Origin of the sequence: Shewanella baltica, from assembly GCF_900456975.1 — a bacterium.
Classification (GTDB): domain Bacteria; phylum Pseudomonadota; class Gammaproteobacteria; order Enterobacterales; family Shewanellaceae; genus Shewanella; species Shewanella baltica.
Genome location: NZ_UGYM01000002.1, coordinates 1192833 through 1217335, shown reverse-complemented (window position 1 = coordinate 1217335; position 24503 = coordinate 1192833). Strand labels below are relative to the sequence as shown.

20 protein-coding genes are annotated in these 24503 nt (G+C 44.3%); 3 read left to right on the top strand and 17 right to left on the bottom strand.

All coding sequences use genetic code 11. The annotated features are described in order from the left end of the window. Positions 1-133: 133 nt before the first annotated feature. Together DYH48_RS05490 and rfaH are read right to left on the bottom strand one after the other, a co-directional pair. A complete protein-coding gene (locus tag DYH48_RS05490; protein ID WP_115334227.1) occupies positions 134-2620 on the bottom strand; it encodes an SLBB domain-containing protein in 2487 nt (828 codons plus the stop codon). Between the two features lie 761 nt (positions 2621-3381). Beyond that, the gene (rfaH, locus tag DYH48_RS05485) at positions 3382-3888 is read right to left on the bottom strand and encodes a transcription/translation regulatory transformer protein RfaH (protein WP_115334226.1); all 507 of its coding nucleotides are present in this window, start codon (positions 3886-3888) and stop codon (positions 3382-3384) included. Between the two features lie 476 nt (positions 3889-4364). On the opposite strand from rfaH, the gene DYH48_RS05480 reads away from it, so the two are divergent. Next, entirely contained in the window at positions 4365-5870 is a 1506-nt protein-coding gene (locus DYH48_RS05480) for a peptide MFS transporter (protein ID WP_071939665.1), read from the top strand. A 109-nt stretch (positions 5871-5979) separates the two neighbouring features. On the opposite strand, the gene DYH48_RS05475 is transcribed toward DYH48_RS05480, so the two are convergent. After that, positions 5980-7083 carry a response regulator gene (locus DYH48_RS05475; RefSeq protein ID WP_115334225.1) on the bottom strand — a complete coding sequence of 368 codons (1104 nt, stop codon included), beginning with the start codon at positions 7081-7083 and terminating at the stop codon, positions 5980-5982. Between the two features lie 121 nt (positions 7084-7204). Beyond that, a complete protein-coding gene (locus DYH48_RS05470) occupies positions 7205-7990 on the bottom strand; it encodes an MlaA family lipoprotein (RefSeq protein ID WP_115334224.1) in 786 nt (261 codons plus the stop codon). Positions 7991-8209: 219 nt separating this feature from the next. Between DYH48_RS05470 and DYH48_RS23805 the strand changes: the two genes are divergently transcribed. After that, on the top strand, positions 8210-10717 hold the full coding sequence (locus DYH48_RS23805) for a flagellar hook-length control protein FliK (RefSeq protein WP_177607842.1): 2508 nt from the start codon (positions 8210-8212) through the stop codon (positions 10715-10717). A 58-nt stretch (positions 10718-10775) separates the two neighbouring features. Further along, positions 10776-11084: an EscU/YscU/HrcU family type III secretion system export apparatus switch protein gene (locus tag DYH48_RS05450; RefSeq protein ID WP_006082378.1), complete on the top strand. Its 309-nt coding sequence runs from the start codon at positions 10776-10778 to the stop codon at positions 11082-11084. A 69-nt stretch (positions 11085-11153) separates the two neighbouring features. Here DYH48_RS05450 and DYH48_RS05445 read toward each other — a convergent pair whose 3' ends face one another. The 13 genes from DYH48_RS05445 to flhA form a co-directional block, all read right to left on the bottom strand. Then, on the bottom strand, positions 11154-11552 hold the full coding sequence (locus DYH48_RS05445) for a DUF2802 domain-containing protein (RefSeq protein ID WP_006082379.1): 399 nt from the start codon (positions 11550-11552) through the stop codon (positions 11154-11156). A gap of 228 nt (positions 11553-11780) precedes the next feature. After that, positions 11781-12275, bottom strand: coding sequence for a chemotaxis protein CheW (locus tag DYH48_RS05440; protein ID WP_006082380.1), 495 nt, complete (start codon positions 12273-12275; stop codon positions 11781-11783). Between the two features lie 7 nt (positions 12276-12282). Further along, positions 12283-13293, bottom strand: a complete 1011-nt coding sequence (locus DYH48_RS05435; RefSeq protein ID WP_115334223.1) for a chemotaxis protein CheW — start codon at positions 13291-13293, stop codon at positions 12283-12285. Beyond that, positions 13277-14068 (bottom strand): ParA family protein, encoded by a 792-nt coding sequence (locus DYH48_RS05430; protein WP_006082382.1) that lies wholly within the window; start codon positions 14066-14068, stop codon positions 13277-13279. The genes DYH48_RS05435 and DYH48_RS05430 overlap by 17 nt, the downstream gene beginning before the upstream one ends. Before the next feature lie 68 nt (positions 14069-14136). Continuing rightward, positions 14137-14658, bottom strand: coding sequence for a membrane anchored protein in chemotaxis locus (locus DYH48_RS05425; protein WP_115336100.1), 522 nt, complete (start codon positions 14656-14658; stop codon positions 14137-14139). 13 nt (positions 14659-14671) lie between these two features. Further along, entirely contained in the window at positions 14672-15799 is a 1128-nt protein-coding gene (locus tag DYH48_RS05420; protein WP_115334222.1) for a protein-glutamate methylesterase/protein-glutamine glutaminase, read from the bottom strand. A gap of 20 nt (positions 15800-15819) precedes the next feature. Further along, positions 15820-18063, bottom strand: a complete 2244-nt coding sequence (locus tag DYH48_RS05415) for a chemotaxis protein CheA (RefSeq protein ID WP_115334221.1) — start codon at positions 18061-18063, stop codon at positions 15820-15822. A 15-nt stretch (positions 18064-18078) separates the two neighbouring features. Next, the gene (locus DYH48_RS05410) at positions 18079-18816 is read right to left on the bottom strand and encodes a protein phosphatase CheZ (RefSeq protein ID WP_012089697.1); all 738 of its coding nucleotides are present in this window, start codon (positions 18814-18816) and stop codon (positions 18079-18081) included. 13 nt (positions 18817-18829) lie between these two features. Next, positions 18830-19213 (bottom strand): chemotaxis response regulator CheY, encoded by a 384-nt coding sequence (gene cheY / locus DYH48_RS05405; protein ID WP_007649667.1) that lies wholly within the window; start codon positions 19211-19213, stop codon positions 18830-18832. 47 nt (positions 19214-19260) lie between these two features. After that, complete coding sequence (locus DYH48_RS05400; RefSeq protein ID WP_006082388.1) at positions 19261-19974, bottom strand: RNA polymerase sigma factor FliA; 714 nt, start codon at positions 19972-19974, stop codon at positions 19261-19263. Then, positions 19967-20848: a MinD/ParA family protein gene (locus DYH48_RS05395; RefSeq protein WP_006082389.1), complete on the bottom strand. Its 882-nt coding sequence runs from the start codon at positions 20846-20848 to the stop codon at positions 19967-19969. The genes DYH48_RS05400 and DYH48_RS05395 overlap by 8 nt, the downstream gene beginning before the upstream one ends. Positions 20849-20852: 4 nt before the next feature. Next, positions 20853-22235 (bottom strand): flagellar biosynthesis GTPase FlhF, encoded by a 1383-nt coding sequence (gene flhF, locus DYH48_RS05390; protein ID WP_006085604.1) that lies wholly within the window; start codon positions 22233-22235, stop codon positions 20853-20855. A gap of 11 nt (positions 22236-22246) precedes the next feature. Continuing rightward, positions 22247-24346: a flagellar biosynthesis protein FlhA gene (flhA, locus tag DYH48_RS05385; protein ID WP_006085606.1), complete on the bottom strand. Its 2100-nt coding sequence runs from the start codon at positions 24344-24346 to the stop codon at positions 22247-22249. Positions 24347-24503: the final 157 nt, after the last annotated feature.

Here is a 24503-nt window from a genome sequence, read left to right as displayed (position 1 = left end):
GAACGCTTCGCTTACAGATAACGGTATAAGCAACAAGAAATTCGCTTACCGTAAGGGCGCAGCCCATTCCGTTATCCGTGAGTCACGTAGTGACGTTCTGTAGTCGCAACGCGGCGTTCCTAGTTCCTTAGTTCTACAGCCCTGAGATTACCGATACTGCAATTGCAGTATTATAAATAATGCCGGTTATCTGTGACCATAAGGTTAGGTTATCTTTATATTCAGTATCTAGTGGTACAACTATGGTATCCCCTGGTTCCATGGCACTACCACCACTAAACCACATCGAAGATTCAGGCATTTGAACTGAGCCATCAGCTTTCAGTACATAAGAGCGTGATTCATCGGCACGTTTACGCGCTCCGCCGGATAAAGCCAGATATTGATCGAAAGTCATACCTTGCTTGTATCTGTGTGTACTTGGGTGTTGCACTTGGCCCATGACAGAAATCGTTTGATTGGTCGGTGGAATGTACAAGGCATCGGCATCCTCAAGCATAAGGTTTGCGCTATCAATCCCTAATTCAATGGCATTAATATCAACAACTAATCGACCCACAGTTTTGACATTCTCGAGCTCATTGAGCATCTGCTGTGCATCGTTATAACCAATAGTTGGGGTATCTTTGGTTAGCGCTTTCGCAGCTATCTCTCGGCGCAATTCATCTGCGAGTTTTGATAACTCAAGTTGCTCTTTATCTTTTACTGATTTACGAAGAAATACCGCACTGCGAGGAGCTGCATCGCTCGTTAAGCCGCCAGCACGAGCAAGAACATCCTTTAAACTTTCACCGCGTTGAATGCTATAGGTACCGGGGAACTTGACTTCCCCTTTAATGGTTACCCAACGAGTATCTTGCCAATCTGGAAGGGTGCGTACGGTTAGAATATCGCGGCTTTGTAGCTTAATATTTGCAGATGGATCATTTTGCATTACGCGGTCTAAGCTCAGCTGCACATGCTCAACTGACACCCCATTTTGCTCTGATACTTGTTGCCGAGTTAATTCCGCTGCAAGGGTATAAGCGCCTTCCTCTAAACCACCGGCAGCGATAAGTAGCTCTTTAACATCAGCATTAATCGTGATGGGATATTGGCCAGGAAAACGTACATTTCCATTAATACTGACCAACTTAGCAGCGTCGCCAAAACGGCTTTGTTCTCTCAGCTTTTGAATTATTGGCTTTAGTAACGCTTCGCGGTCTGCATAATCAAACACTATGATTGAATCACGCGGATTCAATTGAGGATTATAGTGTGATTTAGGCTCACCTATTGCGCGTCCGAGGGCAATACGCTCAACTTGAATATCACCGCGCTGATTTATCTCACGTACTAGTAAGGCATAATCTAAATCAGCAGAAATGGTTAGATCACCCCAAATTGAAGGGAGTAAATCAGCAACCGTCAAACCTTTAGTCCACTGATATTTACCAGGACGAACGACAGCACCAGCGACAGTAATCGCATTATCGATACGACTTGAGGCCGATCTTACATTTAAAAGGTCACCATTTTTAACTAGGGTGTTTAAACCAGCATTTTCGGTTAAATCTACACTGATTACGGTTTTAACTGATTCGTTACTGAAACGTTCAACCGTACTTGCTTTAGGATAAGCGCCTGGGTTTAGACCACTCGCCATGCGAATAACATCGGCCATTGTTTCATTATTTTTGAGTTCATAAATAGCAGGACGACGAACCTCCCCCATCACACTCACTGAACCACCTGAAGATGGAATGAACACGACATCACCAGATTGTAAACGAATATCCCCAGAGGCATCCCCGCGAAGCAGAAGATCATATAAGTCTAAGTGGCCTACTGTTTTACCAGCACGCTTAATTTGAATGTTGCGTAAACTACCAATTTGATTAACGCCACCAGAGATAAATAGTGCTTGAGTAATAGTCGATAAACTTGAAACTGTGTAAGAGCCTGGTTGGAAAGCATCACCAGCAACGAAAATGCGGATTGAGCGTAATTCGCCCATAGTAATATTTGATTCAATGCCGATCATGCTTTGGCTAATCTTTTGCTGTAATAATTCGCGCACCTCAGCAAAACTCAAACCAACCAGCGATATAGGCCCTAAATTAGGGAACTGAATGGCACCATCACGGCCCACTGTTAATGTGTATTGGTTATTTTCTTTACCGAACAACTGAACATTCAGACTATCACCAGGACCGATCATATACTCAGCAGGTACGGGCACATCGCTAACTGGCGCAAATGTACTTGGTGAACCCGCAAAGAGGTCGTAGCCAAAACGTTTGAGTTGATTTTCTTTCTTGTCTTCAATTGCTTCAACTGTAGATTCTGACTTAGTCGCTTGATTTAACTGGTCGCTCTCCGATTGATCAACCACATTATTTTTCGCCGCGCGCGGAGTCACTACTGTAGGATTTTCAACAACTGTCGCTGTAGCACCAGCCCCAGTTATGATTGAAGGGTCAACACCATATTGGCGTGCTAATCTTTCTTGTTCAGACTTAGGTAATGCTTTGAACTGCTCGATCATCTGCGGAGATGGCGTAATGGCATTAGCCTGCGCGCCCATCAAAATCGCGGCACTTATGCCTAGTATGATGAATTTTTTGACTTGTCGTAGCACCAGATATCTCCGTTTATAAAAATGGGGGCAAAACTTATTTTTTAGAATTTAGATGTAGCACAATTTGTTCTACGTTTGAGCAGTAAACAGCTTGATGTCTTTACAAAACCTGAGCCTTTTCAGGCACGCTACCGATCCGCGTGGCGGCCAGAGGCCTTCGGCGTTAGCTTAACGAATGAAACTATTCATTCGATGCCCTTCAGGCACGCTACCGCCCATAGATTGCGGCTTCTATATTGCCCTTCGCGACGCGAAAATTCATATTTTTCAAGCAATAAAGCTATAACATTCTTTGATACAAAGAATGGCAAGGCTCTAATCCTTTAGTATTCCTAGCGAGTCACATCATCAAACTTGTGAGAAAACACGCCGAGCAATTTCTACTTTAGGTAAGCAAAAACAAATAGCTTAACTAGGCTAATTGTCGTCTTTGCATCAATATCCACTTTTAACACTTAGCTAGCCTCCACTATGGGCGACCAGATTATTAAAACATTATCACAACATTGAGTTTTACAAGTTTACTGTAAACTTTCAGTTTTAGCTGGTTAATTAACAAGCAAACACAAGGCGTTTGTTCGAATTTTAAACAACAGTTTATTGCCAAACCAACCAACTATTTCAGATAACCTGTAACTCATTGATTTATAGGTTATTCAATGATTTTTATTTATTGTAGGCAAAAAGCAATAATCACTAAAATAGCTAATATCCTACAAAAACTTCATCTTAAGTCTGACAATGAAGTGTGATCCAACTCGCTAAATACTCACCCGCTCAACAGTTTGTTCTGGCACTGTAACTGTCTTTATTTGTCCCATTATGTTGAATAGAACATGACAACGCTTATTCGGGCATTTTTCTTGGAAAATACCTTCTAAATCAACAAATGGTCCATCTGTAAAACGAATTTTTTCCCCAGTTTTTAGCTCTGGTACTTCGGCTAATACCGTTTGGGAAGGCGTTAATTCTTTCATGCGAATGGCATGGATAATTCTGTCGTCAATAGGCGTCATTTTTTCTTGACAATTAACGATTCGATTCACACCACGAGTAGAGTGGACCTGCCTAACACTTGTCTGGCTTGGGTCGAAATTGATGAATAAATAATTAGGGAATAATGGTACACGACAGACTTGTTTCCGCCCGCGTTGAGATTTCTCTTCAGAGACCATAGGTAAATAGGTCTCTAAATTTTGAAGTGCTAAGTTCTGTTGTGCTCTCGCTTCACTACGAGGCTTACAATACAAAAGGTACCATGCCTTCATACGCTAATCTCACTACCCTATTTTAAGTGACGTCCATTCACGGGCGGCAATCATAGCAAAGATGCTTAAGTCGATGGAAGCAGTTTTTCGCCGTTCTCCGACATCTCGCTCGGTATACATACAACGCGCACTTAGATTAGCGAATTCACATCTAAAAGCACGGCAACACTATATTGCTGATAATGTCACCACTTAGCTTAGCAAAATTGACTTTGGTTGCTTTTAAGGGGTATATAAGGTGGGATTTTAGCGAAAATACTCATTTTACAGCTAAATACATTACTTTTATTATAAGAACGCAACAATAACCCATACGTAACTAGCGGTTATTCAACAATTAATGAATGCATTTGTGTTAATTGATTGCTGATTAAACCAGCAGGCGATATTGGGACGAGCAACAACCATTTTTCTGTGGTGACATCATCCTGTTTCAGGGGCCCACAGGCAATCACGAGCTTAAGGTGGAAGACTTCATGAGCGTAGCAAAACCACAAGGAACGATGCTTGGGCATCCTAAAGGATTGTTCCTGCTGTTTACAACAGAACTTTGGGAACGTTTTAGTTATTATGCAATGCGCGCCATTTTGGTACTTTATCTAGTCGATAAAGTGCAGAGTGATGGCGGGCATGGTCTAGGTTGGACTCAAGCTGAAGCATTATCGCTTTATGGTACTTTCACAGGGTTAGTCTACTTAACGCCACTTATCGGTGGCTGGTTAGCTGATAACGTACTGGGTCAACGTAAAGCCATTTATTTTGGTGGCGCATTAATGGCTGCGGGTCAATTCTTACTTGCCGCGCCGCACAGTTGGATCCCAGGTTTAGAAACAACTGTGTTCTATATTGGTTTGGGTACTCTCATTCTGGGTAACGGTTTATTCAAGCCAAACATCTCCACTATGGTGGGTGATCTTTACGAAGAAGGCGATCACCGTCGTGATGGCGCATTTACCATTTTCTACATGGGCATCAACTTAGGTGCTGCCCTGTCAGGCTTTATAGTCGCCTGGGCTTATACTAGCTTCGGACACGCTACTATCGTTGACGGACAAGAAGTGTTTGTTAACAACTGGCAAGCAGGTTTCTTCTGTGCCGGTGTTGGTATGATTTTCTCTTTAATCATCCAATTTTTGTTCGCACAGAAGTATTTAGGCGATATCGGCAGAGTGCCAGCCGCTAAGCTTGAAAAGCAAAAAGCGGAAGAGAAAGGTGAAGTACGTAAAGAACCGCTGACCAAAGTTGAACGTGACCGTATTAAAGTCATCATGGTAATGGGTTTGTTCACAATTATATTCTGGGCTGGTTTCGAACAAGCGGGCGGTTTAATGAACTTGTTCACTAACGAGTTCACCGATCGCATGGTCGGTAGCTTTGAAGTCCCAACAACATGGTTCCAATCATTAAACGCTATCTTTATCGTATTATTTGCACCTGTGATTGCTTCTATCTGGATCCGTTTAGGTAAGAATGAACCTAACTCTCCAGTTAAATTTGCGCTTGGCCTGTTCTTACTCGCGATCGGTTTCCTATTCATGATAGGTGCTGTAATGCAAATGGGCGGTGATGCATCGGTTAAATCGAGCATGTGGTGGTTAGTGGGCGCTTATTTCTTCCACACTATGGGTGAACTTTGCTTATCGCCTATCGGTTTATCTATGGTAACTAAGTTAGCACCTCTGCGCATCGCATCTTTGATGATGGGCGCTTGGTTCCTATTCGTTGCTGCCGCCAACAAGATTGGCGGTGTGGTTGGCTCATTCATCGGCCATGGCGGTGAAAAGGAAGAGCAACTGGCAAATGCAATGGCGATCTTCTCTGGCATTGCCATCACAGCAGCACTTTCTGGCATTATCCTGTATTTTATGGCTGATAAATTAGTGGACTGGATGCATGGCGCTGAGAGCAAGCATCAGACTGAAGCTGAAGTATTAGAAAGTGAAATTGCTGTAACTGCTGAACATGAAGCAATAAAACGCTAATTAGCTATTCGACCGTAAAAACAAAAACGCCTTACTTGCAATAGTAAGGCGTTTTTCGTTGTGTCGTGTTTAAACTTAATACTGACTTCATAATTATGTTAGCGACGAGCTAAAGACTTAACTGTAGGAAACCGCCTTCCGGCATTGCGGCATCGTAAACCAATCCTTTAAATTTATTCTCAAGCAAAGCTTGTTTATGTTCGGGTTCACTGGTCGCAATACATAACTGCTCTTGCGGTAAAATACTGCGGAACTGAATACTCGGTTTACCCCAATCTAATACACCCAACTGAAGACTCTCTGAGAGTGCTAGCGGGCTTAATCCCTCATCATTACGCAAATAGCAACGCAGCCCCTTCCCGGCCTGCGCAATAGCAGCACGGTACTTTGTCAGCTCAATAGAGACATAAATCATATCCGCTTTGATATCGAGACCCGACTTGACTAAACGTTCATTCAAGTAGCTCATCATATTGAATGGTTCAATAATACTTTGACTCTGGCCATTTCGAAAATCTTTAAGTTTCTGATTAACAAAACTTCTCAGCAGAACACAGGCAAAAGCCGCACGATTGTCTTCGGGATATAAATGCGCCATATACATGATCAAGTGATCACTACCGACCATAGTTGAATCAATAAAGTAACTGCTAATGTCACTATTTTTATACAGACTGTAGTCAACCTTAGCCGCCGGATAGCTTATGTTTGATGCAGGGAACAATTGTTGCTGCACTTGCTTTGCGGCAGCAACACTCTGTTCGAGCAAGGCGAGGTTGTCGCTTAACTCTTGATGGGATAGGGCTTCAAAATCTGCAGCTTGAGTATCATCAATGTAGGAACTATGGAGGCTTTGTTTAATCGCTTGTTCAATGATGAATAAATCGGATACTGGTTTAACGAGATAATCACTGGCGCCAATGCGTAAAGCCTCAACAACGTCAGCCATGACATTATTACCTGAGATCACAACAGAAGGGACTAGCGGCGCTAACCTTGTCATTTCCTTAAGCATGTCGAGCCCGCCAAGCTTAGGCATGCTTAAGTCTGCAAGAACAACATCAAAGTGCTGCGATTTAAAAAGTGATAATCCTTCTTCACCGTCACAGGCTTGCGTGACTTGCGCGCCTCTACTATCAAGAAAGCTAGCAACAATCTGCCGGAACACCGGATCATCTTCAACTAAAAGAACCGCAACACCATTTAACGCCATAAAGGTTCCCGAATAGAGTTCATCGTTTAGCCATTACTCAAGTGAACATGCCGATAACGTTTTTCGATAAGGCTAACACTTGAATACTAACGACAAATGCTGTCAAGTACGGCCTAGAGGGTTACTCAAGCTCCTGCATATACTGATCGAGTAACTCATCATCATCTTGTTTTTGAGGAACATTTCCATCATAGACTTTATAGTCCATGTGTTGTAAATACGCATCTTTGACAAAGGCATAAGGATCGAGTGCATTATCAACGAGTCGTTCTTGATCGATCGCAGACGCTCTGGAATGAAGATTTTTAAGTCCCCATTTAACAACGGTTTGCCACATTGTCAGCTCAGACAAGGGAAAGTATAGACCATCAACCCAATCAGACGCGAGTTCTCGCACGACATAAGGACCCGCAAATGGCGCCATGAAGTAAGGTCCATTAGGCACGCCATAATAACCAAGTACTTCGTTAAACTCATCTTGCTTACGGCTCATACCCATCATATCTGCGACGTCAATAACACCTAATAGACCGACAGTTGAGTTGATAGTAAAGCGTCCACCGGCATTCGCCGCCCAGCCCCACTTCCCCTGCAGCACGTTGTTTACCAAACTGCTAGGTTCTTCTAAATTCTGTACAAAATTATTTATGCCTGTTTTAGCAGGCATAGGAATGTAATCGTTATAACCATGTGCTACGGGACGATATAAATATCTATCTAAATAAAGATAGTTAAAATCCCACATCGCACGGTTAAAGCCTTCAAACGGGTCGCGGGGATCATCATAGGTGATTTGTACCTTAGCAGGTGCTTCCTGCGGAATGGTATCTGATGTGGGCACATCAGCCGCTTGCACTTTAGGCAACAGCATTAACCCCAAAGATAATCCCATCCATTTTAACTTCATATCGCTCTCTTAATATAAATGTGCAGCTTAGGTAGCAAGTTTTCGCTAAAGTGACAACACAAAAATGACGATATAAAGATAATTCGTCTTAGTGGCATACTATCCAGTATGACAGTTCCATTGTCACAAGGCGCATAAGCATACTTGGCAAAAAAAATTGGTCAATTGTTAATTTTACTAAACGAATGTATCGCCAGATAAACTATATAAGGTCACTAAATGGAGTCGATTCCACTTGTTAGCAGTCAAAACCCGCCGTTACACACTGCGACAGCTCAAGCTGATGCTCTCAATGCTACTCCGCGTGCCATTTCTGCTCAGGCGCAAACCTCCCCTGAGGGCGATAGTATTATTCTAAACGGTACAGAATATAATTTAAAGCTTGTTAACGCTCAGCAGCGGCAAATATTATTGACGGCTAATACTTTTCTCGTCACGCCCAATACGCAGAACTCTCCTCCGACAGCCGCAGTGACACAAGATACCATCAGCCAACTGCTTGCCTTAGCCACGCCTATTACGCTGAAAGTCCCTGAGGCTGTTATTAATTTGGCGCAACAAAATGGCATATCTCAGGCACAGCTTTCTGCTCTGGCGGCTCGTACTCAAGGCTATCCATTACCAAACGTCACCATTATTAACAAAGCGTTTCAATTTGCTAATGGCACTGTTGTAGCACAAGATCCTGGACCTCAGCTGAATCAAGGAGAATTCTTAGCAAAAATAACCTTTCAGCAAGGGCGGCCTATTTTATTACTCACCCCAATACAGAGCAAACTCGAAATCGTTATTGGGGCGCCAGTAAATGAAACTCAGGTTCCCACAAATAAATCGTCTTCTGACATTGTGATCGCTAAAGTCGAACCGGTTCAGATCATCGCCTCCTTTTTAAAAAAACTTGAAACTATCGTTTCTTTACCTGAGCCAACAAAACAAACTGCCACGACAAAGGTAGATACACCGGCAACTATGCTAAGCGGTAGCACAACTCAACCTGAAAAGTTAAATACGAGTACAGAAGGCGTCAAAAACAAAATAGCAAACGATGCTGGCATACCGCTTTCGAATACCAGTAAAGGGCCTGTCACGAACCTTAACAGCTCATCGCGCTCTTCAAGTTCGCTAAATTCACAGACGCAGGCAACGCAGGCAACGCAGGCAACGCAGGCAACGCAGGCAACGCAGGCAACGCAGGCAACGCAGGCAACGCAGGCAACGCAGGCAACGCAGGCAACGCAGGCAACGCAGGCAACGCAGGCAACGCAGGCAACGCAGGCAACGCAGGCAACGCAGGCAACGCAGGCAACGCAGGCAACGCAGGCAACGCAGGCAACGCAGGCAACGCAGGCAACGCAGGCAACGCAGGCAACGCAGGCAACGCAGGCAACGCAGGCAACGCAGGCAACGCAGGCAACGCAGGCAACGCAGGCAACGCAGGCAACGCAGGCAACGCAGGCAACGCAGGCAACTAAAACAAATGATGCTATGCCTGTCAAAGTAACAATGCCAACTATGTTGAGTACTCGCGGCTCAAATCAGGTACTCGCTACACCATCTGTTCTGAGTCATTCAACACCATCACAAATAACTCAACCTAGCTCTGCCACCGCGACTATCGAGCAAACAACAAGGAACTCATCCCCATTGGGATTTAGCCTTGCAACGGCATCGTTAAATGTCCCGTCTCAAGACCCTAAAGTTAATAATGCGTTGGTAATGCAAAATCCCAAGAGTTTGGCTCCAACACCTCCGCTTACAAATGTAGCCACTAATATTGGTGCTCAAAATGAAGAAGCTGTGGAGGAAATTGCTGCGGTGAGTCCAAAAAATATTTTAGGGCTCAATACGCAAAAAAATGAACAGCATGGGAATGATACCAAAACTGACAGCACTATGAAGGTTGCTGATGTTTTGCAAAAAGCATTCAATAAAGCGGGAGCACTTCCTGTTGAACTATCTCGTTCTAACAACAGCTCAAATTTAGCATCAGAGTTGTTAAAGCACTTACCGTATATAGGATTACCACCACTGAGCCAGCTAAATGATTTAGATGAGCTTAAAGCCAATATTCTGGGACTAGCAAGTCTTAACCTTGCCGCACATCAGTCAAATCAAGCCTCAATGTTTATGAATGCGAGTGCGATTACCTCACTATTTCAACTGCTACTAGGCTTTAAAGCTAATAATAGTTCGAATTCAATGAGTAAGAGGCTCGCAGATTATCTTGAGCAACTACAAGCCAAAGTTGGCTTTTCCGCTAAACAACTTGGCCAACTGAGCAAAGCAGGCGGTCTTGATAGCATGGGACAACTAGCCTCTAACTTGCATTTATACCAACAGGCAAGCAATGAGAGCGCGGGCAATTTAGTGTGGTTCTTTGCCCTACCCTATGGCATTAACCAACGTCATGAGCAACTGGAAGGGAAATTTGAGCAAGAAGCGGATCCTGATGATCCAGAGAAAAAAGCCGGATGGCGTTTACAACTCAAATTTAATTTAGCACAAGGTCCGCTACTGATTGCAGCTCAACAGCACAATCAACAATTGGATATCCAGTTTAAAGGCAATAGCCAAATGCTACTTAATAAGGTCAATAACTTTTTAACGCCCTTAAGCCAAAAACTGTCACAGCTAGGGTTTACGCCAGGTGAACTCTCGACGCAAATAGCGCAAGTGCCAGCAACCTTATTACCTGGTGATCATTTCCTCGTAAAGACAAAAGCTTAGCTAGAAAAAAACACCTAAGCGGACATTGAATCCATCATCTAATTTTAGGAAGAACCAAATGAGCGAAGAGAGTGAACCGAAACAAGCTGTCGCGCTGAGCTACGATGGTCGTAATGCGCCTAAAATTGTGGCGACTGGTGAAGGGCTTATCGCAGAAGAGATTATTGCGCTAGCCAAGGCTAACGGTGTGTATATCCATCAAGATCCCCATCTAAGCCATTTTCTACAGTTGTTAGAGCTAGGAGAGGAAATTCCTAAGGAGCTTTATCTGCTTATCGCCGAACTGATCGCATTTGTGTATATGCTCGACGGTAAGTTTCCCGAGCAATGGAATAATATGCATCAAAAAATTGTTGAGAAGGCATAAAATAAAAAAGCCAATTTAAAGAAATTAGCTTTTAGTGTTCAATAGGCAATAACTATCAATCTTTTGCGATCACTTGCGATGAAGTCGGATCAATAACTCGGCTTCCGCTTTGGGTAGTTCGCACTCTTTAATCAACTCATCCACACCAGCGCCAAGCGCCACCATTTTCATGGCTCGAGTATAAAGCTTTGCCTGTGGGTCCTGTTGAGTTGTCTCTTCTATCCGTTCCGACTGCTGAAGTAGGCGTTTTTCTAACTCAATCACACGCCGACCGACTCCGATAGTGCCACTGCGCAACTCTTGCAACTCACGCTTAAATGACTCTCGCTGACGATCACCTTCTTTGACTAAGACGGTTAACGCTTCGACCTTGCTTCTTAGTTTGCTCAATTGTTTTTGTAAAAAGAGTACTAATCCTAAGCATGCGATGACATAGACTAACGCTGCGATCAAAAATTCATCGCCCATTAAAAATCCTTATACTCACTCATAGCCATAAATTAGCAGGCATTCCAACTGAGTTATCTATTCCAAAGTCTGTACATAAATGACTCAATATCATTAGCCATTTTTCAAGCTGTGATAAAAATACTTTGTCTATCAATAAATCGTAAAGACGTAGAATCATCGATTTATTCGCAAATACACAAAATAGCTGAATGAATTAATATCATTCAGCCTTATCTCGCTAACTGATTAAATCTGAGTCAATTCGGCCCATTCTTCATCGGATAATAACTTGTCGAGATCGACTAAGATGAGTAATTCATTGTCGCGATTACTCACACCTTGAATGAACTTAGCACTCTCTTCCGTTCCGACATTTGGTGCATTGTCGATTTCTGAGCGGCGTAAATAAACCACTTCGGCAACACTATCAACTAAGATGCCAATGACTTGCTTTTCAGCTTCGATGATAACGATTCGAGTTGAGTCATCAACTTCGGCAGACTGCAATCCAAAACGTGAGCGGGTATCAATAACTGTAACAACGTTACCACGTAAGTTAATGATGCCTAATACGTAATAAGGCGCACCGGGCACGGGAGCGATTTCAGTGTAACGCAATACTTCCTGCACTTGCATTACGTTGATGCCGTAAGTTTCATGGTCTAACTTAAAGGTAACCCATTGTAATACTGCATCATCTTTACTTGCAGCGACTGCTGCTACATTTCTTGTATCTTTCATGTTTACCTCAACCAATTGAGTCCTGACAACCTAAACCCGCATTAAGCATTTCAACTAAGGCTTGTACGTGCAAAATGCCACACATCTGCTCTTTCACTACACCCGCTAACCAAGGGCGCTTGCCTGCTTGACTACGCCAGTTGACTTGCGATTTATTAATTTTTACCGCATTGACCAAGGACTCACAAGTTAATCCCCAGTTACTACCTTCTAATAATACAAGATATTGATAATTTACCGATTGCGCCAGTTTATCTGAGTATTTTTCTGGCATAACCCACGCACAAGTGTCAACAATGTTCAATTGCTCCTCCCTATGCGTCTGTACACCGAGAAACCATGCGGGTCGGCCAAAGATGTGGTTTATCCGCTCAATTTTAACTATTCCGCCTAAACTGACCAAAGGCACCGCCAATGTCAGGCCTGCTACTTTAAAGAATAGTACCTGAAACTCATCATCGAGCACTTCTTGCAAATCTTTTGTCACGCTAGGAGGCGTAATGCCGACTTGTGTTTCGGGCACAACTACTGGCTCAACGACTTTTTCAGCAATTATTTCATCAACAACCGCTTCATCAATAACAGGCTTGGCTTGCGGTACTTCCACCACTACGGGTTGGACATCAACTGCAGGCGTAACTTCAACAAGAGGTGGCGTCGGTGCTAATGTTTGAGTCTTAAGTACAGGCGCCAACAATTTTTCTAGCGCTTGCTTGTTCACTTGAGAAGCAATCTTACTCACTGGAGCAACAAACTCATGTTGTCTTGGCGTTGCTTTTGGCTGCAACTGTACCGCCGGCGTTATCGTCTTCTCTAAAGCTTGTGATGCAGTCGTACGACCATTTTCAGCCAAGATTGCGGCATCAAGTAATGCAGCCTCCGTTTGATTAACGGCAACATTTTGATTTGAGTCTGCTGTTACAATGCTTTGAGAGGAAACAACCTGACTTGGAGTGTCGTCTTCCTGCAGCAATAATGCGAAAAAATCAAAAACAGTTTCATCAACCGATTTTGACATGGCCAAACTCCCCAACTAATAAGAAATCTAATAATCTTTCATAGGCTTTGACGCCACGACAACCACTCGCATAATGCGATGCTGGTAAATGTGCCAAACTGGCATCTCTAAACTTAGTGTCGACAGGAATAACGTCCTTCCACAGGGTCTCACTGTATTCTGCGCCAAGCACTTGCAAAGCGGCGGGTGATGCCTTGGTACGTTTATCGTACATAGTGGGCACGACGGTGTAGCTGTAACGCGTCTTCTTCGATCGCCCCATCAACTCCATCGTTTTAATCATCCGCTCTAGCCCTTTAATGGCAAGAAACTCAGTCTGCACGGGAATAATAATATGCTGACTTGCCGCAAGGGCATTTACCATTAAAACGCCAAGTACGGGGGGGCAATCAACGATAGCCACATCATAATCATCAGCAACTAGCGCTAATAAATTACGCAGTACTAATCCCATTCCCTCTTGATGACCTAAAGCTCTGTCCAAAGTTGCAAGTGCCATAGTGGCAGGCAATAAATCGAGACCATCGACTAAGGTTGGTACTACATGGGATAAAACGAGTTCTTTGGAAAGGCTTTTATGGGCCAGAAACACATCAAATAAAGAGCCTGGAACCTCTTCAGAATCAATGCCTAAGTAATAACCTAGCGAAGCGTGTGGATCGGTGTCTATCATAAGCACACGCTTGCCGCGCTTAGCCAATGTTCCCGCTAAACTCGCTACCGTTGTGGTTTTACCTACGCCACCTTTTTGATTCGCTATGGTCCAGACTTTCAAGAAGTGACCCCCATATTAATTGATTAAATGCTAATGAATGAGAATATTGAGCCCACACATTCCAAAGGTTACTGCTCTTTTCTCGTCGTTACTCGAATACCACCATTCGGTAAACTAATCACTTTAACACCATCGGCATTTTCAGAAATCACCACAGGTAGCATCTGTGCATTTTTCGGTTCAATTGGCGAAATAGCAGCCTTAACTTCTGCTTCTGGCGTCTGCAGCAGTGTCGGAACTAAAGGTTGCTGATTAGCGTTATCCTTCGCAGTATCCATCGCTGCACTTTGCTTACCCAGCAAAGGCGGAATGCCAATCTGCGTAGATTCTGGACCTATCGCAACAGCCTTTTGCTCACCAGGAGCAGCCAATTGCAGCATAGCTTTAGTCTGATCAGGGTGAGACGCTAACCAGGTTGCAATAGCCTCAGCTTGTTCATCAGGGACCATTAACAGCACCTGAGTCGATTCCAAACGTTTTATATCTTCTCGCAACAAACTATTTTTGTGCCGATAATCGAGACTCAAGGCGCCAAGACACAAAATGGCAATAGCCATCAGCAAGATGATGAGCACACTATTTGTGCTCATCGGATTTTGACTCTTAGACACGAACAGACTCTTTTAAAATGCATTCAGCCATGTTGTCTAAGGCAATCGACTGAGTTGCTATACCCGCGCTGGCAACAGCCTGTGGCATACCATAAACCACACAACTTGCTTCATCCTGTGCCCAAATGGTCGCACCGACCGCTTTCAACATGCGGGCACCTTCTCTGCCATCCGCGCCCATACCAGTTAATACAACAGCAAGCACATCACCACTAAAGGCTTTAGAGGCAGAAGCAAAGGTGATATCAACACAAGGCTTATAGTTCATGTCCGCACTGCCAGCGATGACCTTTAATCGACCACTACCTCCAGTACGTTCAACCATCATTTGCATACCGCCAGGCGCTAAATACGCACAACCTGGTTTAAGAAGATCGCCATTAGCGGCCTCTTTTACATCAATCTTACATAAGCCATTCAAACGACTTGCAAATGCTGGCGTAAAAGCTGCGGGCATATGCTGAATTAATAAAATTGGATGCGGATAGTTTGCTGGGAATTGGGTAAGAATTTTTTGCAAGGCAACTGGACCACCAGTAGATGTGCCGATCAGCAGTATTTTATACTGCTTACCACTTGCACGAATCGACGCTGCTGTTGAGGTCCTCACAGGAGCAGTGGCTGGAGTATGCGACGCTATACTCGTTGTCCCTAAAACGCTACTTGTTGGGCGCACGCTAGGTGTTGAAGTGACGACAGGACGTGCAATAGGACGAAACATTCTGCGGCGTCCCAATGCCTTAACTCTCTGCTGCAACAATAAAATAGCATCATCTTTATTGGTAGCAATGTCTTCAAAACGTTTAGGTAGAAAATCTAACGCACCAGCATCTAAAGCGTCTAACGTTGCTTTAGCGCCATCATGGGTTAAAGAAGAAAACATCAAGATCGGAGTCGGACATTTAGCCATGATTTCACGGACGGCAGTAATACCATCCATCACGGGCATCTCAATATCCATAGTGATAACTTGAGGATTAAGCTCAGCAGCCATCTTCACCGCTTCGGCCCCATTTGAGGCCGTCGCGATAACTTCCAGTTCAGGATCTTGATTGACTATTTCACTAACACGTCGTCTGAAAAAACTTGAGTCATCAACGACTAATACTTTAATGGCCATTCCATTCCTTAGCTTGGAAACTAATTCTTACTTTTCGCATAATGCTTTAATAATCCAGGGACATCTAAGATCAGTGCGATACCACCATCCGATGTAATCGTCGCACCAGCCATCCCAGGAGTGCCGTGTAACATAGCGCCAAGAGGTTTTATCACCACCTCTTCTTGGCCTATTAGGGCATCGACCACAAAACCAATTTGCATCATACCTAATTGTACAATCACCACATGACCATGCTTTTTATCGCCATGTTTAAAGGTGGTTTTGTTTCTATGTAGCCAGTGCTCCAAATAGAACAAAGGCACTGCCTTGTTACGCACTATGACGGTGAGTTGTCCATCGACGATATTGGTCTTAGTGAGATCGAGATGGAATATCTCGTTCACGCTAGACAGAGGTAATGCAAACACTTGTTTAGCGACATCAACCATTAAGGTTGGCATAATCGCCAGCGTTAACGGTACTTTAATCTCAAGTATCGTGCCCTTACCTTTCATAGAATCAATATGCACTGTGCCGTTAAGCTGAGTGATACGGGTTTTTACCACGTCCATCCCAACGCCACGACCAGAAATATCTGAAATCTCGACCTTAGTCGAAAAACCGGGCGCAAAAATCAAATTATATGCTTCACTGTCAGTCATTCGCGAAGCTGAATCTTCATCAAGCACACCACGCGTTATCGCGATTTTTTTCAGTTTTTCTGGGTCCATCCCTGCGCCATCGTCTTCGATTTTCAGCAGTATATGGTCACCTTCCTGACTTGCAGATAAAGTAATCGTACCCGTTCTCGGCTTGCCATTGGCTTCACGCTCGTTTGGCATTTCAATACCGTGATCCACAGAGTTACGCACTAAGTGGACGAGTGGATCGGCAAGCGCTTCAACTAAGTTTTTATCTAGGTCGGTTTCTTCACCAACCATGATCAAATCAATTTCTTTATTGAGTGTACGCGCAAGATCACGTACTACCCGAGGGAAACGACCAAACACTTTCTTGATCGGTTGCATACGGGTTTTCATCACCGCGCCTTGCAAATCGGCAGTCACGAGATCTAAGTTCGCAAGGGCCTTAGACATTTCCTCATCATCACGACTGATACCTAAGCTCACTAATCGATTACGCACTAAGACTAACTCGCCCACCATATTCATGATTTGGTCGAGCCGTGCAGTATCAACACGTACTGTAGTTTCACCTTGAGGCACATTTGCTGAACTTGCTTTAGCTGGCGCTTTATCTACAACTGCAATGTCCACTTTCGGCTTTGCGGCAACAACGGGAGCTGGAGCAGGCGCAGCAGCTTTTACTGGTGTGGGAGTCGGAGCAGCTTTAGGTGCAACAGTCGAAGCAGGCGTTACTGGTGCAGTAGGCGCTTTTACTTCTGCTTTTGCAGGGGCCGCACCTTTACCATGGAGTTCATCGAGTAATCTTTCAAACTCGTCATCGGTAATTTCATCGGCATCCACTATCGGTTGAGGCGTGGGAGCCGAAGCGACCTTTGGTTTAGCTGGCACTTCTGCCTCAGCTTTAAACTTGCCTGAACCATGTAGTTCATCAAGCAATGCCTCAAACTCATCATCAGTGATGTCATCACCCGATGCTGAAGACGCTTTAACTGGCGCAGCTGGCTTAGCGACCACAGGTTCAGACGCCACAGCGGTAGCAGCCGCAGGGCCTTTTCCTGAGCCATGAAGCGCATCTAACAAGGCTTCAAATTCAGCATCGTTGATATCATCAATACTTGAAGATGAGCTATTACTTATCTCTGCGGGAATGTCTTGTGGGACGGGAGTTTCAACAATGGCTTCAACGACAGGCTCTGGTTCGACAACGTCTACCACCTCTGCAGACGCAACTTCAGATGGCAATGGCGCACCTGAACTCAGCATTTTAAGCCTAGCCAACAGGCCCGACTCAGCAGGATCTTGTTGTTCGCCCTGCTGCGTTTGAGCAAACATGGTATTAATAGCATCAACAGCCTGCAAAATAATATCCATCAGCTCTGCGTTTACGCTGCGTTTGCCTGTGCGCAATAGATCGAAGGTATTTTCAGCCTCATGACACACATCGACCATGGGAGTTAAGCTAAGAAAGCCTGCGCCACCTTTAACGGTATGAAACCCTCGGAAAATGGCGTTTAGCAAGTTTGTGTCATCAGGATTATTTTCAAGCGCAACGAGTTGCTCTTGCAGAAGCTCTAAAATTTCACCGGCTTCGATTAAAAAGTCCTGGAGTATCTCTTCATCTACATCAAAGGCCATCAAATTGACTCCCAGTTAGAAACCCAGACTCGATAGAAGATCATCCACTTCGTCTTGACCCGTTACTACATCTTGACGAAGCTCGGCATTCATTATCGGCCCTTCCGCTTCAATATTATTTTTCTGAGCAATCTGACTTTCAATCATAGGCTGCTCACCAAATACCGTCAGCATAGAAACCAGATTACTTTCAACTTCCATTACCAGATCAATAACACGGCGTATCATTTGCCCTGTTAAGTCTTGAAAATCTTGTGCCATCAATATTTGATTCAGCAATTCACGTAATCGAATCGAGTCTTCTGAACTACGGGACATAAGATCTTGGACATCGTGACAAAGAACCTTAAAGTCACTTAAGACTATCTCGCGTCGCATTAATCTGTCCCAAGATGGCATGACTTTTTGAATATTAACCGTTACGGCATTGGCCAAAGGTAAACATTCTTCAACCGCATCCATGGTTTTATTTGCCGCTTGTTCAGTCATGTCAATAACGTAATTTAAACGTTGCTTGGCATCGGGAATTTCTGTATTGGCTAATTCAGAAAGACGATTATCAACTTGAAAATCCATCAGCGCACTATGAAGTTGCCGAGTTAATTTCCCTACTTCTTCGAATAATTCTCGTTGCAATGGAGCTGCAAGCTCCCGAAATAAATCATCTGCCTGACTTTGCTCACCTGCACTTAATAATTCAACAAAGTGCTGAGCTTGCTCGAGCGTGATGAGCCCTGATGTTTGTGACTTCATAGCTCATCCTTGCTCAAGCGAGTCGTTCGAATATTTTATCTAACTTCTCTTTCAGCGTTGCAGCGGTAAAAGGCTTAACCACATATCCATTCACTCCCGCTTGAGCGGCAGCAATAATCTGTTCACGTTTTGCTTCAGCAGTTACCATTAATACGGGTAAATGCTTTAGCGAATCATCTGCGCGAATTGCTTTTAACAGATCGATCCCTTGCATGCCGGGCATATTCCAATCTGTAACAACAAAATCAAAATCCCCCTTTTGCAACATCGGCAGGGCTGTAGAGCCATCGTCTGCTTCTTGGGTGTTGTTAAACCCCAAGTCTCGCAACAAGTTCTTGATGATACGCCTCATTGTCGAAAAATCGTCAACAATGAGAATCTTCATATTCTTGTCCAAGGTTTCCTCCGGTGAGCTGACATTCTGTGCTCGATTAATAATTATACTTATGTCCAGTGCTTGAGTTTAGCTTTCAATCGCAACATCGCCTGACTTAATATCTGGCTAACCCGCGATTCACTGACTTCAAGAATGGCGCCAATCTCTTTTAAATTCAATGCTTCATCGTAGTACAGGGATAACACTAATGCATCTCTTTCAGGCAATAATTTAATTGCCTCAACCAGCGCAGAATGAAATTGGTTCTCAGCTAATGCTTCAAATGAATCATCATCGGACCGATCACTCACTGTAAGTATATCCTGAGATACGCCTAAGTCTTCTATCCCTATGATTTTTCCGACAGAAACATCGTTAAGAATATGATGGTACTCATCGAGCGTCATATCAAGTTTTTCTGCAATTTCTGTGTCGCGTGCATCACGACCCAGCGCTTGCTCTAACTCATCTATAGCGTGTGCAACCTTGCGGTTGTTACGATGAACGGAACGAGGCACCCAATCGCCGCGGCGAATTTCATCTAACATGGCCCCACGTATGCGTATGCCGGCGAAGGTTTCAAATTTCGCACCCTTGCCACCATCAAACTTGGATGATGCTTCTAATAACCCCATCATCCCAGCTTGGAGTAAATCATCTAACTGCACGGAGGCAGGTAGTCTGGCGAGTAAATGATGCGCAATTCTTTTAACCAACGGAGCATACTGTTCAACGATCGACGATTTATTGTCTAAACAAGTATACGCAGCGGCTTTATTCACTCGTTTTTTCCTCTTGAAAATCTGGTCGTTGTACTAAACGCTCAACGAAAAACTCCAAATGCCCACCAGGTTGCTGCGGTACAGGCCAGCTTAGAATTTTATTTGCCAACCCTTGATACGCAATCGCCGCTGGTGATTTAGGATACGCTTCAACCACCAATTTTTGTTTACGAACTGATTTACGTAAGTTTTCGTCAAATGGGATTGTTGCAACCAATTCAAGGGCGACATCCAAAAATCTGTCGGTCACTTTACTGAGTTTAGCAAATAATTCCATACCTTCGCGTAAACTACGCACCATATTGGCAACTATTTTAAAACGGAACACGCCATGCTCACGGCTGAGGATTTTTATCAGGGCATAGGCATCGGTAATTGATGTGGGTTCATCACAAACAACGACCAGCACATCCTGCGATGCACGTGAGAAACTGAGCACCATATCTGAAATCCCAGCAGCAGTATCTACGACTAGAATATCAAACTGAGTCCGCATCTCACTGAAAGCGCGAATTAACCCTGCATGCTGCGCTGGACTTAATTCCACCATCCCTTGTGTTCCTGAAGTGGCTGGCACTATGCCAATCCCTTTAGGGCCACGAACGATAATATCGTCAAGCTCTGCATCACCAGAGAGGACATGGGAGAGGTTACGCTCGGCACGAATACCCAGCATGACATCGACGTTTGCTAAGCCAAGGTCAGCATCAAGTACCAAGACACGCTTGCCTTTTTCGGCTAATGCCACAGCTGTATTAATGGAAACGCTGGTTTTACCAACGCCACCTTTACCACCTGTGACCGCGATTACTTTCACTTTTTCGTTATAGGGTTGATTCATCATACGTAAACCACTTGCTTGATCCAGGGTCATAAATCTACTCAAATGCACAGGCCATATTATCTGACCACGCTGTGTCTTGTAATGATTGTTGTTCTGTACTATCTAACGCTGCGAGTGCCTGCTGGGCTAAATCTAAGGTATCCGCAACTTTCATATCTTCAGGAACTCTTTGTCCATCAGTAACATAACTTAATGGTAATCCGTTTTGGATCAACACACTTAATGCCCCTGCTAACGACACAGATTCATCGAGTTTTGTGAGAACGACACCAGATAGGGGAATGCGTTTAAAATGATTGACTGCATCTTGCAGCACACGGCGCTGTCCTGTCGCAGACAGTACCAGATAACTGCGGATAGGTATCCTGCTATTTGCAGTTAAATTATCAAGTTGCTGGTAAAGACGCATATCTCGTTGTCCCATGCCAGCCGTATCTATCAATACTAGCTTGCGATTCCTAAACTGATAGAGAATTTGCTCTAATTCATTCAGATCATGAGCTTGCTTTACTGGGCAGCCCATTATTTTGCCATAAGTTGCTAATTGCTCATAGGCTCCGATACGATAATGATCTGTCGTTATCAAAGCCACATGCTCAGCACCATGATGGGCAGCAAAACGGGCAGCAAGTTTCGCTAATGACGTGGTTTTACCCACACCGGTTGGACCCACTAATGCAACCACTCCGCCCTGTTTAACAATATCATCACCTTGATTATCAAGCATGTTAGCGAGACTTTGAGGTAAAGCTCGAACTAATTCTGCAGGCGTATAGTGTTGGCTCAGCGCCGCTAATTTATTCGCAACAGCTGGGGAAAATTCAGCCTCAAGTAACTTGGCCTCGAGCATAGCACCGACGGGGTCGATGCGTTTTTTATGTTCTGTCATCAAAGAGGACACTTGGTGTGTCAATAAATTACGCAATGAGGCTAACTCATCACGCATTGCCTCAATATCTGCGCTTTGTTTCTGTGATGTCTGTGGCTTCTTATCAAACGTAGCAGGCGCTTCGCGACGCTCCACTTTTGCCGCAACCGGAGCTTGTAACCCCTTTGCCCATGCGGGTAACGCTGCATCAACTTGCTGATGCGACATCTGTTGATTCAAACGACTTTGCTGCTTCTCTAACAAGGCTTGTAATGAGTCAGCAGGTGCCGCAGGCTTTGCACGGGTTTCTACTCGTACTGGCTGTTTAGCACCCAAGGACACAAGGTCGTCACTCACGTCCATAAAGGTTGGCGCTGGCGCAGTAGCTGCGGTTTTCGCTTTAGGTTCGTCATAGTCAACGGCGGCGACAATTTCGATGCCCCCATTCACTTTCTTATTTGACATAATGACGGCATCTGAGCCGAGTGTTTCTTTCACTTGGGCCAGTGCGGCGCGCATGTCTTTGGCAAAAAATCGTTTAATCTTCACTTATGCGTCCTCTACTGGCCGACTGCAGATACGATACGTATTTGCTTCTCATCAGGTATTTCTTGATATGAAATGACTCTGAGATTAGGAATAGTATGTTTAACAAAGCGTGACAGCGTCGCGCGTAACATACCTGACGTCAACAATATGGCGGGTTGTCCGACCATTTCTTGCTTCTGAGCCGCATCGGCAAGAGACTGCTGCATGCGTTCTGCAAGACCGGGTTCAATGTTAGGACCATCACCACCGGTTGCTTGCATTGACTGATGCAACATCTGTTCCAACTCTGGCGCCAAAGTTATGACGGGGATTTCGAGCTCTGGGCCTGAAATTTCCTGAACGATCATACGTTTCAACGCGATACGAACTGCAGCGGTCAAGACTTCAGTGTCATTACTCTTAGTGCCGTATTCTAACAAAGTTTGCACTATAGTACGCAAGTCTCTGACTGAAACCCCTTCATTTAACAGGTTCTGCATCACTTTTACGACATGTCCTAACGGCATGACATCAGGAATAAAGCCATCCACCAGCTTAGGCGAGTGTTTCGCAAGCATATCCATCAGTTGTTGCACTTCTTCGTATCCTAACAACTTAGCAGCATTATTGGTCAGCAATTGACTAATATGGGTTGCCACAACCGTAGCTGCATCAACAACGGTATAACCTAATGTTTGTGCATGCTCACGTAATTCAGGGGCAATCCATACTGCTTCCAGACCGAAAGCCGGATCGCGCGTTTCAATACCGTCAAGCTTGCCATAGACTTGGCCGGGATTAATCGCCAATTCACAATCGTGACGAATATCCGCCTCACCAACAACTACGCCCATTAGAGAAATGCGGTAGGCATTAGGTGACAAATCTAAGTTATCGCGAATATGCACCGCAGGCACTAAGAAGCCCAACTCTTGCGATAACTTCTTACGGACTCCTTTGATACGGCTTAATAACTCGCCACCTTGGCCCTTATCGACCAGTGGGATCAAGCGATATCCAACCTCAAGCCCAATAGTATCAACATGATGCACATCGTCCCAACCCAGTTCTTTAGGCTCTTTATCTTGTCTCTCTACAGGGCCTGATTTAACAAGTTCTAAGGCTTTAATGCGTTTTGATTCATTACGCTTATAGACAAAATAGGCAGCACCTGCAGTAATAAAGGCGAAGCTTAAGAACGCCATATGTGGCATGCCAGGAACAATACCCATGACAAATAACACTCCGGCGGCGATACCCAATGATTTATGACTGTCAAACATCTGACTCATCATCATTTGGCCCATATCGCCCGATTCATTTTGACGGGTTACCATCAAGGCGGCAGCGATTGACAGTAATAAGCCTGGGATCTGCGCCACCAGACCATCACCGATAGTCAGCAAGGTATAAATTTCAACCGCTTCAGAGAAACTTAAGCCATGCTGAACAATCCCTATGATGAAACCACCTAAGATGTTTATCACTAAAATCATGATACCCGCAACGGCATCACCTTTTACGAATTTTGAAGCACCATCCATCGCGCCATAAAAATCAGCTTCACGAGTCACTTCGGCGCGACGTATTCTTGCTTGGTCTTGGTTTAAGGTTCCAGCATTTAAATCGGCATCAATTGCCATTTGCTTACCTGGCATAGCGTCCAAGGTAAAGCGGGCGCTCACTTCTGCGATACGACCAGCACCTTTAGTCACCACCGCAAAGTTGATAATAATCAAAATGATAAAAACAACTAAACCAACGGCATAGTTACCGCCAATCACCACAGAACCGAAGGCTTCAATCACCTTACCTGCCGCATCACCACCATTATGGCCTTCGAGTAATACCACACGAGTTGAAGCGACGTTGAGTGCAAGTCGTAGTAATGTCGCCACCAGCAATACAGTTGGAAAAGCGGCGAAATCTAATGGTCTATCGGTATAAATAGCGACTAACAATACGATGAGCGCTAAGGCAATGTTGAATGAGAAAAGTATGTCTAATAGAAATGGAGGGATAGGTAAAACAATCATGGCCAATGCAGCAAGCACAACCATAGGCGTACCAATGCCTTTGAATGAGCTCAGCCGCATTTGTTTTACTTGACCAAGAGTCGCTTTAACATCCATTCGCTATAACCTAAATTTTGACGTGTAATAAGCGAAAAGCAAAAAACGCGCCAACAAAATAAATCAGACTAATTAAGAAAAATTATACCAGTGACTTATTGATATAAAGAAGAAATAACAGTGGAATATCCATACAAAGTGACATTGTCTGACTTTC